Below are 12,856 nucleotides of genomic sequence, written 5' to 3'. Positions count from 1 at the left end.
TTTGTGTTTTTAAGGGATGCGCAGAAGCGGTAAAGGCACTATTCAGCAGCTTTTCTTGTTCGTATAGAAGCGTTTATATCCCTTAAAACAGGGAGGAGGAAACACAGTGCTTTTTAAGCTGCCTGTATGCCTCTTAAAAGTATAGTATAAACGAAATAAAAGTGGTAATTTTACCTATTCAATCTTTCTTATAACACAACATGAGTGACGTAGAAGATATAGCAAAAGCTAACAATTATTCAGCCAATAGCATTCAGGTATTGGAAGGTCTCGAAGCAGTTCGAAAGCGTCCGGCCATGTATATCGGCGATATCGGCATCAAGGGCCTCCACCACCTCGTTTGGGAGGTAGTAGACAACTCCATTGACGAAGCTCTTGCCGGTCATTGCGACGAAATATCTGTAACCATAAACGAAGACAATTCCATCACGGTGTCCGACAACGGGCGCGGTATCCCGACAGACTTCCATGCCAAAGAAGGTCGTTCGGCCCTGGAGGTGGTGATGACGGTGCTGCACGCAGGTGGTAAATTCGACAAAGACACCTACAAAGTATCCGGTGGTTTGCACGGGGTGGGTGTATCCTGTGTGAATGCACTTTCTACTGACCTGCACGTAACGGTGCACCGCGACGGAAAAATATATGAGCAGCACTACAACATTGGCGTGCCTGCGTTCCCGGTGCGTGAGATAGGTGAAACCGACAGAACAGGAACAACGGTTCGTTTTCAGCCGGACGCTTCTATTTTCACCACCACAGAGTACAAGTACGATACCATTGCCAGTCGCCTGCGCGAACTGTCTTTCCTGAACAAAGGCATCCGCATTAACCTGACGGACATGCGTGAGAAGAACGACCAGGGGGAGCCTTTATTTGTTTCCTTCCTTTCTGAGGGCGGTCTGAAAGAGTTTGTGGCTTACCTGGACGAGACACGTGAGACCCTGATTCCGGAGCCGATCCATGTGGAGAGCGAAAAGAATGGTGTGCCGGTGGAAATTGCACTGCAGTACAACACGTCTTACGCTGAGAACATTTTCTCTTATGTTAACAACATCAACACCATAGAGGGCGGTACGCACGTGGCTGGTTTCCGCCGCGCCCTTACCCGCACCCTGAAGGCATACGCCGATAAGTCGGGGATGCTGGACAAGGTGAAGATAGAAATTGCCGGTGACGACTTCCGCGAAGGTCTGACAGCCGTTATCTCTGTAAAGGTGCAGGAGCCACAATTTGAAGGCCAGACAAAGACCAAGCTTGGTAACTCAGAGGTTTCCGGTGCCGTGGATACGGCGGTAGGCGAAATGCTGACCCAGTATCTCGAAGAGAACCCGAAAGAGGCCCGCACGATTGTGCAGAAGGTGATACTGGCGGCGCAGGCTCGTTTTGCAGCGCGTAAAGCACGTGAGATGGTGCAGCGCAAGAGTGTGCTTTCCAGCACCAGCCTTCCTGGTAAACTGGCCGACTGCTCTGACAGCAACCCGGAGAACTGCGAAATATACCTGGTGGAGGGTGACTCAGCGGGTGGTTCTGCCAAGCAGGGCCGAAACCGTAAGTTCCAGGCTATTCTGCCACTGCGCGGTAAAATCCTGAACGTGGAGAAAGCGCAGGAGCACCGTATCTACGAAAACGAGGAAATCAAGAACATGATCACGGCCCTGGGTGTGAGCTTCGGTACAAAAGAAGACGACAAGGCCCTGAACATGGAGAAGCTTCGCTACCACAAGATCATTATCATGACGGATGCGGACGTGGACGGCTCTCACATCCGTACCCTGATCCTGACTTTCTTCTTCCGTTATATGAAGGAACTGATTGAGAACGGCTATATCTACATAGCGCTTCCGCCATTGTACCTCGTGAAGAAGGGCAAGGAGGAGCGTTACTGCTGGAGTGAGCAGGACCGTGTCCAGGCTATTCAGGAATTGGGTAAAGGCCGTGAGGAAAGCGTGGGTGTGCAGCGTTACAAAGGTCTTGGTGAGATGAACCCGGAGCAACTCTGGAACACTACCATGGACCCTGACCACCGCAGCCTGAAGCAGGTGTCTATTGAGTCTGCCGCTGAGGCTGACCACCTGTTCTCGATGCTGATGGGTGACGAAGTTGGTCCACGCCGGGACTTTATCGAACGCAACGCCAAGTATGCCCGTGTAGACGTGTAAACTTCAGGTAAAATATAAAATGGCAGGGGCTGCATCTTTTTTAGATGCAGCCCCTGCCATTTTATAGGGTTTAAGATATCGTATTCAAGGGTACTCAAGGTGTTGTTTAAATTATCACACAGGAGCTGGAGTAATTCTGTCGGAACTCTTTTGGTGTACTGCCTTTTTCCCTTTTAAACACCCGGTTAAAATAAGAGAGGTTGTTGAAGCCGCACTTATAGGAGATTTCCGAAATGGTCTCGGTGGTGTCAATCAACATGCGGGAGGCGTGGCCGAGCCGTATCTCGTTTAAGCTCTCCACAAAGGTTTTACCTGTACGTTTCTTTATAAAGCGGCTGAAGGATACCTCTGGCATATTTACCACTTTCGAGATATCAGCCAGTGTAATGTCCTTGTCATAATAGTTTTGCATGTACTCAAAGGCCTTCTCTATTCTTCTGCTGTAGTAGCTGAATTGCTCCGAGGTAAAGGTGCTGTTTGATAAGGTGCGCATGTTCCGCGAAATAGACAGGTCATGCAAAATGGAAATCAGCTCCAGCACAGAATCAAAGCCGCTCTTTTTAGCCAGTTGCTCCAGCCGCGGTTTGAACGCCTCCTTTGTTTCCTGCGAAAAGGAAATTCCCTTGGCCGAGCGCTCCAGCAACGTGCGGATAAAGCTTAGCTGGTTGCGTCTCAAGAACTTTTCGTCAAACAAGTCGCGGTGAAACTGGATCGTGATTTCGTTGATGTTCCCGCTCTGGCACTGGTGGGTAAACCAGCCGTGTGGCAGGTTACTGCCTACCAGAACCAATTCAAGGTCATCAATCACCTCTATACTGTCTCCAACCACGCGTTTGGCCCCGGCTGCATTTGAAATCAGGTTCAGTTCAAATTCTTCGTGGTAGTGTAGCGGGAATTTAAACTCCTTTTTGTTTCTGGAGAAAACAGTAAAGCAGTCGTTTTGGGTGAGTGGTGTTATCTCCCTGTAGGCAGCAGACTTCATAGTGTCGGGTAAAAATTTTACTGGCTTAAGCTGATTTTATGATACGATATATCCTGTTAAAACAGGGTAAAAAAAGTATTGGTGTCTTTGCTAGCATGTACAAGTTTCCTGCAGCCACAAATTAGTTTTGAAGACTATGTTGGTTTGGCGATGCAGCCACCTTTTTCTTCCTTATGGTTTCAATAAAAATGCATTAGATGGGTACAATGCATGATTCCTCCTTAGATTTATCTTGTTGAAGCGATCTATTTCTCTGCCTTACTTCTGGTGTAAAAGTTCAAGGTCCTTCTTCTGCAAAAGCCGGAATTAGGGCGTATGAATTAAATTAATCAAAGTTTTGATAAAATAGTATTACAAGTTGGAGAAAAATACATTTAGCTTTGTATAGCGGATTCAAGTTACTGAGTACTTACTTATATACAAGGATATTTTTTGATCTTTAGCTATGCAAGCTGATGTTTATGTTGTTCCGGCCTCAGGAATATCAGTGCACGGCTACTGTTATCAGGTCTCACTAAAAGTAACCCGGAAGCGAGGAAGAGGGCTGCATACAATGCTATTGCGCCATGGTCTGAAGGTTAATCAAACAACAAGTTATAAGTTACACATGCAGGGTGAGTGGTTCTGGGGAGTAAACGACGATTACAGCCTGATGAAAGCCGAAGATAAAATCGGCTTCTGGAAATGCCCTTACCACAACGCCCGTGTCTGCCAGGAAGTGGTACACCGCTGCGGTAGGTTAACAGGTGGGAGGGAGATAAGTTAATAGCGCAAAGAAGCTGGTTGTAATCATCAGCTTTTTTGCTTTCATTCAATGTAGCAAAAACAAGCACATTAATAGATGAAAAAGAACCGCATCATTTTTCAGATTATGCTGGCATTAAGTTTAAGTGTAGTGAATGCAGCATGGGCCGTAACTGTGCCGGCTATTTTTAGCGACCACATGGTATTGCAGCATAAGGCAGAAGTCATTATCTGGGGCTCGGGCAAGACTGGCGAAGAAATAACCGTTACGGGAAGCTGGGACAACAAGCCTGTAAAGGCAAAAGCCAGCAATCAGGCAAAGTGGTCAGTAAAGCTGAACACACCTGCCGCAGGAGGCCCCTACACCGTCACGATCAAAGGGTATAATACCATTGTAATAAACGATGTGCTGATTGGCGAGGTATGGCTTGCCTCCGGCCAATCGAACATGGAGTGGTCAGCCGCAGCGGGTATTGAGGGAGCTGAGCAGGAAGTGCCAAAGGCAAGTTACCCGGAGATACGCTTCTTCAGTGTGGCCCACCAGACGGCAGATGGACCACAGCTTGACCTGAAGGGCGAGTGGGTGGTGAGCGCCCCGGAAACCATGAAACACTTTAGCGCCGTTGCATACTTCTTCGGAAGGGAACTGCACCAGGAACTAAAAGTGCCGGTAGGGCTGATAAACAGCAGCTGGGGTGGCACTCCCGGGGAGGTGTGGGTGAGCCCTGAAACCATTGCAGCAAACCCGGTGCTGAAGGAAGCAGCGGCACAGCAAAAGGAAGTAGAGTGGGGGCCGGTGCAGCCTGGTAAGGCGTATAACGCCATGATTGCCCCCCTGATTCCGTACCGTATTGCTGGCGCGCTCTGGTACCAGGGAGAGTCCAACACAGGTACACCGGAGGCCTATGCTACTTTGCTGCCTGCGCTCATCAAGAACTGGCGCAGCGGGTGGGGCTGTGAATTTCCGTTCTACTTTGTACAGATTGCTCCATACAAAGACTATGGTCCCTATGCGGGAGCACTGTTAAGAGACTCGCAACGCAAGAGCCTGCGCACACCCAACACCGGTATGGTGGTGGTGAGCGACATCGGCAATAACGACGACATTCACCCCAGAAATAAAATTGACGTGGGCAAGCGCCTGGCTAACCTGGCGTTGAACAAAACTTACGGCAAAACAGAGCGTCCTGCTTCGGGGCCTTTATTTCGGGAAATGAAAGTGGAAGGCAAAAAAGTAAGGCTTTTCTTTGATTATGCAGAAAATGGACTAGTGAGCAAAGGCAAGACTTTACCGAACTTTGAGATTGCCGGCGAAGACCAACATTTTGTAAAAGCAGATGCCAGAATTGAAGGAAACACGGTAGTGGTGCAGGCGAAGTCAGTGAAGAAGCCTGTGGCAGTACGCTATGAGTGGAGCAATACCGTAGAGCCTAATCTATTTAACAAAGCAGGCCTGCCTGCTTCTTCCTTCAGAACAGACAACTGGCCGATGAAGCAGCAGCTTTAGTTGGTGGTTTGAAGTAACAGAGTAACAGCGCGCCATCTTTCTGTCAAAAACAAAAGAGCCATTCACATTCATGAATGGCTCTTTTGTTTAACCTATAGCAGTTGTTTCTTTATCGCTGCTAGTCTTCATCATTTCCCTTACCCCACTTCGAGGCCAGAAGTCCTCCAAGCACAACACCGCCTAAAGCCAGAGCCCCGCTTATGATTTTGTCGCGGTGAAGGCTGAGCCATACCTGCGGACTGGAATAGGTGGCTTGGTCGTCAAAGCTGCCGTGCGCGCCATGGTCTCCCGGTAGAGGCTCCCAAAGGTTGTGGTCCCGGTTCGGATCTTCTGGTTCGTCTGTTTGCTGCCCTTCAAACGCGTTATTAGCCAGCACATAATCTGCATACCAGGGAGCTATTTTGTTGCCAATGATTGCCTCCAGAGTAGAATAGCCTACGCGATATTCCCGGCGTTCATGCTCAGCGGCATATACAATAACTTCTGCAGCTACCTCTGGCTGATAGATGGTGCCCATTGGCCTTGGCTTATTGGGCAAACGGGATTTCACAAAGCCGAACTGTGTCGTGTTCATGGCAGGCAACTGCACCATCGTTATCTTCACATTGCTCTTATCATGCATCAGTTCGGTGCGCAGCGAATCGTAAAAGCCCTGTATGGCATGCTTTGAGGCGCAGTAAGCCGACTGTAGCGGGATGCCCCGGTACGCAAGCGCAGAGCCAACAAACACAATAGAACCACGGTCACGGGGCAGCATGCGCTTGAGTGCTGAGAGGGCACCATACACCTGGCCAAGGTAAGTCACCTCGGTCACACGCTTGTATTCATTCGCCTTCATTTTCTTGACCGGGCTGAACACGCTGTTCATGGCATTGTTTACCCACACAGCAATCTCTCCGAGTTCTTCCTCAATCTTAGCGGCTGCGTTTTCTACGGCGTCGGCGTCGGCTACGTCCACCTGTACATAAACAGCTTTACGGCCTAAGGCTGTTATTTCTTTTTTTGCGCCTTCCAATCCGTCCAGGCCGCGGGCAAGGAGGCCCACATCATATCCTTTTTTTGCTAACTCGCGGGCAATGGCCCGTCCAAGACCTGCTGAGGCCCCGGTCACCACCGCTACACCCTTGTAGTCACTGTTGTTTTCATTCATAGTTATGGCAGGTTAATTATCATTTTCTCTTGCTGATGGTACGCCTCCTTTCCTGACTTAGTTATAAGTAAAGCTGGGAAAGCGTACAGTATAGTGCGGTGTATATGTTTGGGATTCAATAGTTTGTTCAGGAACCATGGCAGGGCGGTCGCGTAGAGGAGATAGAATAAAACAGAAGCTATGAAACAAGAAAAAACTATTATTGATAAAATCAGGAAAGACACGTCAGAGGCAGCGGAGTACCGCCGCCAGATTGCGGCTTTGTCTGCTTTAGGCTTGGTGGACTTCAGCCTGATAACTCTTTTTCAACTGGGCTTTATCAGGAACATGCCAGACTTGCCCGGTGAAGTATTCGACACAGAGGAAATAAATTCTTCAAAGGAAGCTGTTTTGCTTGGTATGCCGGACGGGGTTATCAGTTTAGGTAGCTACGCAGCTACTATTATACTGGCAGCCGCTGCCACTCGCTTCAAGAAGCAGTCGCGCATACTGGATGTGGCGATGGGTGGCGTTGTTTTAGGACAGGCTGCAGGCGGTGCCTTTTACCTGTTCGACATGGCTTTTGTGAAAAAGAAAGTTTGTATCTACTGTGTGGCTGGTGCTGCCATCAACTTTGCTTCTCTGGTCCCACTCCGCAAGCTGTTTAAGCGCCGGGACTAGCTATTGGTGGTGCAATTGGATAAATATATGGTTGCTTTACGAAGCAGCAGTAAGTTAATGCAAAACATAAAAAAGCGTCTTTGGCGGTGCGGGAAAATCATTCCACACCGCCAAAGACGTTTTTTTATGCTCCTGAGAAAGAAGCAAGGCATAGGGGCCTGTGTTCAGAAGGTACCTAGTCTGTTGTTTCTGCCTCGTCCAAATGCACCAGGTAACGGGTCAGTTTATCCCATTGCAGGGCCTGCACGCCAGCCCAGCCACCTTCGGCTACCAGCGTGTTCAGTAAAGCACGGTCGCCGGCTTCCTCCCCGTGGTTATTAATCCCTTCATTCTTTCCTATTTCATATCCGTGCAGCACATTGCCAGCACGTGCCACCCTGAACGTGCTGCTGGCTTCCTTTATGAAAAAGTGCTCCACAACTTTTTCCCCGTTACCCATTTCCTGCGGCTTCTCACTTGGATGTACCGTAAACTCTGCCAGGTTTGGCTCTTCTCTTATGTCCGTTACTTTTACCCAGTTGTCGATGTTTGAAGCGGGCAGTATTATTTCTATATAATACCCTATTTCCGGTTTGCGGGCCGTAGTGCGGCGCCCGCGCTGGTCGTAAAGAAGAAACTCAGAGTTAAGGCCCGGCAGGTTTGACCACAGGTTCACATCAAAGAGTTTCTGTTTTGCCCGTTCAAACTCCTGTATGGCCGTGGCTTCATCCGGAAACTCTTTCTCGTTGGTGTATAACTTGTCTTTCGTGTCTTCGCCCTGCGCCACTTTCAATTCCTTGGCCACTTTACCTAACATGTCTTTTATTCCCATCTCGCAATATTCCTCCAAAAGCTTAAGTTCTAAACATTTTACTCAGAGGAAATACGGCGCTGAAGGTGAGATGTTTGTGCCTGACGATGCTTTTATAAACTATAAAGGTGAATTAGGCATAAGTTACAACAGGCGCCCGCGGTGGTGTATCAAGTAAGGGACAGGGGGTAACTGCCTTCAGGTGCCATTACAACACATTCAGAAGCCCTCAGGAAAGCTGCTGCTAGAAGTTTTCTTAAGACTCTTACAACAGCTTCAACTGCTTTGTTCTTGAGTTGCTTTACAGGCTAATTTGTTGATAATTAATCTAAAACAGATTGTGTTCGTTAAAAAAACAAAAGCATGTATAACCGAAAAACATGAATACTATGGAAGAAACAATCTTAAATTTTGGTATTATAGGCCTTGTTTTGGGGCTGGTAATACTTATTCTTTATCTATGGAGTATTATATGGTCTTATAAAGATGCGGAACGAAGAGGAAAGCCCGGTTGGTTAGTAGCCATTGTAGTGGCATTTCTGGCATGGCCTATCGGGCTGCTCTTATGGCTGCTCATACGCCCAAGCGAGACAACGCCATACAGGCATTAAATTTTATTACACTGAAATAAGATGGACACCTGCCTTTGCTGTTAGCCGAAGGGCAGGTGTTATTTTTTATAGGTAGATAGTTGCCCGGAATTGTGCTGGCTACACCAGCAGAGACGTGTGGGGGTAACAGGATTTTGCTTCACACTCACTGGCTCAAAGTAATCGTAGAGCAGCGCTAAAAGCAGCAGCCCCACTACTATCGGCACAAAAAAAGTTAGCCGCACGAATGCGTTGGATAGACAAGACAAAAACGGTGATTTTCTCAGCCGCCGCTCTAAGGTGTTTGTTTCTTGTAAAAAAATGCCTTATAAGTGGCTCGAATAAACCGCAACATGTAACGGTGTTATTGCCCCCTCTGTATGCATATAAAAGCATATTCACCTCCATTTGATTCATAACGGATATTTGTGATTTATAACTTTTTTTATTTGCTAAGTTTTTAGCTTAACAAAGGTAATATCACTGTGCTTTGAATTTTTTTACTGCTATTTTAAGGTATAGTTTTGTTTGTGAAAAATATGTTAATTATCAGCTAGTTGTGTTGAGTATTTGCTTGCCTTTTACTGTCGTGGAGTGGGGGTGATTTACAGGTTGGTTTTTTATTAATAAAATAGATTTTGTACTTTTGTGGTTCAGTTAATAATTTTTTGTGTAAGTGCTCTGAAAACAGGGCCATTAAATTTCAGGAAAAAAACAGAAGAATGTATAGTAGCAACGTAGCTATCCTCGGAGCAGGAAACCTCGGAATCGCAATCGCAGAAGGCCTTGTTAGCAATGGCCAGTTTAAACCGGAAAACGTCTTTGTAACCAGAAGAAACACCAAGTCTATACAGTTTCTGAAAGATAGAGGCCTTCAGGTAACAAGCAGCAACAGCGAAGCCGTGAAGCAGTGCCGTTGGATCATGCTGTGTGTGCAACCAGCACAACTCGAAAGTGTGCTCAACGACATTAAGCCACACCTTAACCTAGAACAGCATGTGTTGCTGAGTGTAATAACGGGTGTAACGATTGATAAAATTGTGCAGTCGGTAGGTGATTTCCCGATTGTGCGCAGCATGCCCAACACGGCCATTGCTGTGCAGCAATCCATGACCTGCCTTGCCTTTAATGAAAGAGCTTCGCAGGTGGAGCGTGAAGTAGTAGATATTTTCAACTGCCTCGGCGAAACCCTGATCATTGAAGAGGAACTGATGGCAGGAGCCACTGCGCTATGCTCCAGTGGCATTGCCTTCAACATGCGTTTTATACGAGCGGCTACGCAAGGTGGCATTCAGTTAGGCCTTGATGCCGAGGATGCGCAAAAGATTGCGGTGCAGGTAAGCAAAGGCGCCTCGACCTTGCTTGCCGTAAATGAGTCGCACCCGGAGCAGGAGATAGACAAAGTTACAACCCCGGAAGGCTGTACCATTGCAGGCCTGAACGAGATGGAGCACCAGGGGCTCAGTTCTGCGGTTATCAAAGGCTTGGTTACCTCTTTTGAAAGAATTCAGATCCTGAAAGAACAGAGAGAAAAAGAATCAGCGTAATATGCTACAAGCTGCTGCTTTTGTGCTTCGGTATACATACTGCAAGCCGGAAAGCAGCAGCTTTTTTCTTTTCAGGCCAGGCGTATCAGGTTGTATTTCCCCCGCCTTTACAAAGCACTTCTAATTACCGGAGCACAGGTTGCTCTTTCTACATGGTAGCAATTGCCAGTGAAGGAACTGGTGAAAGGAGTCCTGTTGCCATCCTGGCCTTTTCTTTTCAGGCTTCAGCAGCATAGTGTCCGGTTCCGTCAGGGGCATTGCAAAGCGTGAAACACAACAGAGGGAGGAGCATATCTCTACCCTGCTTCACAAACTTATTTTTAACAAGAAACACATATACATGGATCATCAAGCACAGCTTGTTGTTGTAAAAGTTGGCTCTAATGTTCTTACAAAAAGCGACGGCTCACCAAACCGGGAACGAATGGCTTCTCTTGTGAAGCAAATCGTTTTTCTGAAAGAACAGGGGCTGCAGGTGGTACTGGTTTCATCAGGGGCAGTGGCCTTTGCCAGAAAGCATATCACCTTCGAAGAAAAAACTGAATCAGTAGTCAGAAAGCAGATATTGGCCTCCGTAGGGCAGATAGACATCATACATGCCTACAAGGACCTGTTCCAGAAAGAGGGGCACAAAATTGCCCAGATTGTTGTCACCCCACAGGATTTTCGCTCCCGAAGGCATTACCTGAACATCAAGGACTGTCTCCTGGGCCTGCTCAACCACAACATCATCCCCATTATAAATGAGAATGATGCGGTGGCTGTAACGGAGCTGATGTTCACAGACAATGATGAACTTGCCAGCATGACGGCCGCTATGATAGACGCTGATACCCTGCTACTGCTGACAAACGTGGACGGTATTTACAAAGGGCACCCGGACGACCCGGAGTCGACACTTATTGAGCGGGTAAGCCGCAGAACATCAGGAGTAAGCCGCTATATTGCCACCACGAAATCCGCTTTCGGCAGGGGCGGCATGCAGAGCAAAATGAAGATGGCCAAAAAGGCAGCTTTTTTGGGGATACATGTTTACATTGCAAACGGTAACCGCGAAAATGTGCTGCACGAGTTTTATCATAAGAAGCTGAAGGCGACTTATTTTGAGCCGGACTCTTCCAAGCCTAACCCCAGGAAGTGGGTAGCGCACAGCGACAACTACACCAAAGGGGAAGTACACATTAATGATGGTGCGAAAGAAGCGTTATATTCTGATGAAGTAACAAGCTTGCTCCCCGTAGGCATTGAGCACGTAACCGGTGACTTCTCGAAAGGAGACATCATCCGGATCAGAGATGCAGAGGGGGAGAAGATTGGGCTCGGAAAAGCAGAGTATAGCTCTAAAAAAGCGGCTGAGCGAATAGGATTGAACAACCAGAAACCGCTTGTCCATTACAATTACTTGTATTTATTTAAATATCATAACGTCTAAAATATGGCATTGCAACAGGTTTTCGAAAGTGTAAAACAGGCAAGCAGAAAGTTAAACCTGCTTTCAGAGGAAAAGGTAGCACAAGTGCTGCAGGACCTTGCCGCAAAGGCTGTTGAAGCCACGGATACCATCCTGGCAGAAAACCAGAAGGACCTGCAGCGCATGGAGGCCAGCGACCCGAAGTTCGACCGGCTTAAGCTGACAGCGGAGCGTGTGGAGAGTATTGCTGCCGATATCCGGAACGTGGCCAACCTGCCTTCCCCGTTGGGGAAAGTGCTGGCCGAGCGGAAGCTGGAGAATGGACTGGAGTTAAAAAAAGTTTCGGTTCCTTTAGGCGTTATTGGAGTTATCTATGAAGCTCGTCCAAACGTGACATTCGATGTTTTCAGCCTGTGCCTGCGGTCCGGCAATGCGCTGCTTTTAAAAGGAGGCAGCGATGCAAAAGACTCCAACACGGCGATTGTGAACATCATACATAAGGTGCTGGAAAGCAATGGCGTCGACAAAAACATTGTGCAGCTCCTGCCGCCAGACCGTGAAGCGACACACGAGATGCTGCATGCCGTGGACTATGTAGACATTATTATTCCGCGCGGCAGCCAGGGACTTATCAACTATGTTCGTGAAAACTCAAAGGTTCCGGTAATTGAAACAGGAGCCGGCATCGTGCACACCTATTTTGATGAATTTGCCGACCTGGAAAAGGGCAAAGACATTGTGGTGAACGCCAAGACAAGAAGAGTCAGCGTGTGCAATGCCCTGGATTGCCTGGTGATAAACCAGAACCGGTTAAAAGACCTTATCGAAATAGGAAAAGGTTTAGCGCAGAAAGACGTGGAAGTATATGCGGATGCACCGGCGTACGAGGTGCTGAAGGGCAACTACCCGGAAGAGAAACTGCACAAGGCAACAGACGAACATTTTGGGACGGAGTTCCTCTCCCTAAAGATGTCTGTAAAAACGGTGGCTGATTTAGAGGAAGCCATTGAGCACATCAATACATACAGCTCGCAGCACAGCGAAGCCATCATCTCGGATAACGAAGAGCATGTGGACCACTTCCTGAAAGCAGTAGATGCCGCCGCTGTGTACGCCAACGCCTCCACCGCTTTTACCGACGGAGCCCAGTTTGGCTTGGGTGCTGAGATAGGCATCAGTACACAAAAACTGCATGCTCGTGGACCTATGGCCTTAGACGAACTCACCAGCTATAAGTGGATTGTAAAAGGAAACGGACAAGTAAGAGCCTAACCTTTACTAAATTCACAACAATATAGAAAGAGCCGACTGTTGTT

Annotated in this window: 12 protein-coding genes and 1 pseudogene; 8 read left to right on the top strand and 5 right to left on the bottom strand. The window is 47.8% G+C overall.

Annotation, left to right across the window (positions count from 1 at the left end; genetic code table 11):
- Positions 1 to 200: 200 nt before the first annotated feature.
- Positions 201 to 2,159: a DNA topoisomerase (ATP-hydrolyzing) subunit B gene (gene gyrB / locus ACYVB1_RS04885; RefSeq protein WP_460921155.1), complete on the top strand. Its 1,959-nt coding sequence runs from the start codon at positions 201 to 203 to the stop codon at positions 2,157 to 2,159.
- Positions 2,160 to 2,265: 106 nt separating this feature from the next.
- Here gyrB and ACYVB1_RS04880 read toward each other — a convergent pair whose 3' ends face one another.
- Positions 2,266 to 3,141, bottom strand: coding sequence for an AraC family transcriptional regulator (locus ACYVB1_RS04880; RefSeq protein WP_460921154.1), 876 nt, complete (start codon positions 3,139 to 3,141; stop codon positions 2,266 to 2,268).
- A 443-nt stretch (positions 3,142 to 3,584) separates the two neighbouring features.
- Positions 3,585 to 3,710, bottom strand: a pseudogene (locus ACYVB1_RS04875) (sortase B protein-sorting domain-containing protein); the annotation flags it as partial.
- Between the two features lie 38 nt (positions 3,711 to 3,748).
- On the opposite strand from ACYVB1_RS04875, the gene ACYVB1_RS04870 reads away from it, so the two are divergent.
- Complete coding sequence (locus tag ACYVB1_RS04870; RefSeq protein WP_460921153.1) at positions 3,749 to 3,907, top strand: hypothetical protein; 159 nt, start codon at positions 3,749 to 3,751, stop codon at positions 3,905 to 3,907.
- A gap of 75 nt (positions 3,908 to 3,982) precedes the next feature.
- Positions 3,983 to 5,392: a sialate O-acetylesterase gene (locus ACYVB1_RS04865; protein WP_460921152.1), complete on the top strand. Its 1,410-nt coding sequence runs from the start codon at positions 3,983 to 3,985 to the stop codon at positions 5,390 to 5,392.
- 118 nt (positions 5,393 to 5,510) lie between these two features.
- On the opposite strand, the gene ACYVB1_RS04860 is transcribed toward ACYVB1_RS04865, so the two are convergent.
- Positions 5,511 to 6,542, bottom strand: coding sequence for an SDR family oxidoreductase (locus ACYVB1_RS04860; RefSeq protein WP_460921151.1), 1,032 nt, complete (start codon positions 6,540 to 6,542; stop codon positions 5,511 to 5,513).
- A 180-nt stretch (positions 6,543 to 6,722) separates the two neighbouring features.
- Between ACYVB1_RS04860 and ACYVB1_RS04855 the strand changes: the two genes are divergently transcribed.
- On the top strand, positions 6,723 to 7,202 hold the full coding sequence (locus ACYVB1_RS04855; protein WP_460921150.1) for a vitamin K epoxide reductase family protein: 480 nt from the start codon (positions 6,723 to 6,725) through the stop codon (positions 7,200 to 7,202).
- Between the two features lie 175 nt (positions 7,203 to 7,377).
- On the opposite strand, the gene ACYVB1_RS04850 is transcribed toward ACYVB1_RS04855, so the two are convergent.
- Positions 7,378 to 8,031: a hypothetical protein gene (locus ACYVB1_RS04850; protein WP_460921149.1), complete on the bottom strand. Its 654-nt coding sequence runs from the start codon at positions 8,029 to 8,031 to the stop codon at positions 7,378 to 7,380.
- Between the two features lie 350 nt (positions 8,032 to 8,381).
- Between ACYVB1_RS04850 and ACYVB1_RS04845 the strand changes: the two genes are divergently transcribed.
- On the top strand, positions 8,382 to 8,603 hold the full coding sequence (locus ACYVB1_RS04845) for a hypothetical protein (protein ID WP_460921148.1): 222 nt from the start codon (positions 8,382 to 8,384) through the stop codon (positions 8,601 to 8,603).
- Positions 8,604 to 8,662: 59 nt separating this feature from the next.
- Here ACYVB1_RS04845 and ACYVB1_RS04840 read toward each other — a convergent pair whose 3' ends face one another.
- Positions 8,663 to 8,827, bottom strand: coding sequence for a hypothetical protein (locus ACYVB1_RS04840; protein ID WP_460921147.1), 165 nt, complete (start codon positions 8,825 to 8,827; stop codon positions 8,663 to 8,665).
- Between the two features lie 477 nt (positions 8,828 to 9,304).
- Here ACYVB1_RS04840 and proC point away from each other — a divergent pair, with 477 nt between their 5' ends.
- The 3 genes from proC to ACYVB1_RS04825 all read left to right on the top strand — a co-directional run bounded on the left by proC (position 9,305) and on the right by ACYVB1_RS04825 (position 12,812).
- Positions 9,305 to 10,129 carry a pyrroline-5-carboxylate reductase gene (gene proC / locus ACYVB1_RS04835; RefSeq protein WP_460921146.1) on the top strand — a complete coding sequence of 275 codons (825 nt, stop codon included), beginning with the start codon at positions 9,305 to 9,307 and terminating at the stop codon, positions 10,127 to 10,129.
- Between the two features lie 340 nt (positions 10,130 to 10,469).
- Positions 10,470 to 11,561: a glutamate 5-kinase gene (gene proB, locus ACYVB1_RS04830; protein ID WP_460921145.1), complete on the top strand. Its 1,092-nt coding sequence runs from the start codon at positions 10,470 to 10,472 to the stop codon at positions 11,559 to 11,561.
- Positions 11,562 to 11,564: 3 nt separating this feature from the next.
- On the top strand, positions 11,565 to 12,812 hold the full coding sequence (locus ACYVB1_RS04825; protein WP_460921144.1) for a glutamate-5-semialdehyde dehydrogenase: 1,248 nt from the start codon (positions 11,565 to 11,567) through the stop codon (positions 12,810 to 12,812).
- The last annotated feature ends 44 nt before the right edge of the window (positions 12,813 to 12,856 follow it).

This window comes from Pontibacter brevis, assembly GCF_054779655.1.
The sequence above is the reverse complement of the archived record's forward strand: the minus strand, read 5'-3'. Positions and strand labels throughout refer to the sequence as shown.

Coding starts and splice junctions, on each gene's coding strand:
- gyrB (WP_460921155.1), top strand. CDS start 201: ATGAGTGACGTAGAAGATATAGCAAAAGCTAACAATTATTCAGCCAAT.
- ACYVB1_RS04880 (WP_460921154.1), bottom strand. CDS start 3,141: ATGAAGTCTGCTGCCTACAGGGAGATAACACCACTCACCCAAAACGAC.
- ACYVB1_RS04870 (WP_460921153.1), top strand. CDS start 3,749: ATGCAGGGTGAGTGGTTCTGGGGAGTAAACGACGATTACAGCCTGATG.
- ACYVB1_RS04865 (WP_460921152.1), top strand. CDS start 3,983: ATGAAAAAGAACCGCATCATTTTTCAGATTATGCTGGCATTAAGTTTA.
- ACYVB1_RS04860 (WP_460921151.1), bottom strand. CDS start 6,542: ATGAATGAAAACAACAGTGACTACAAGGGTGTAGCGGTGGTGACCGGG.
- ACYVB1_RS04855 (WP_460921150.1), top strand. CDS start 6,723: ATGAAACAAGAAAAAACTATTATTGATAAAATCAGGAAAGACACGTCA.
- ACYVB1_RS04845 (WP_460921148.1), top strand. CDS start 8,382: ATGGAAGAAACAATCTTAAATTTTGGTATTATAGGCCTTGTTTTGGGG.
- proC (WP_460921146.1), top strand. CDS start 9,305: ATGTATAGTAGCAACGTAGCTATCCTCGGAGCAGGAAACCTCGGAATC.
- proB (WP_460921145.1), top strand. CDS start 10,470: ATGGATCATCAAGCACAGCTTGTTGTTGTAAAAGTTGGCTCTAATGTT.
- ACYVB1_RS04825 (WP_460921144.1), top strand. CDS start 11,565: ATGGCATTGCAACAGGTTTTCGAAAGTGTAAAACAGGCAAGCAGAAAG.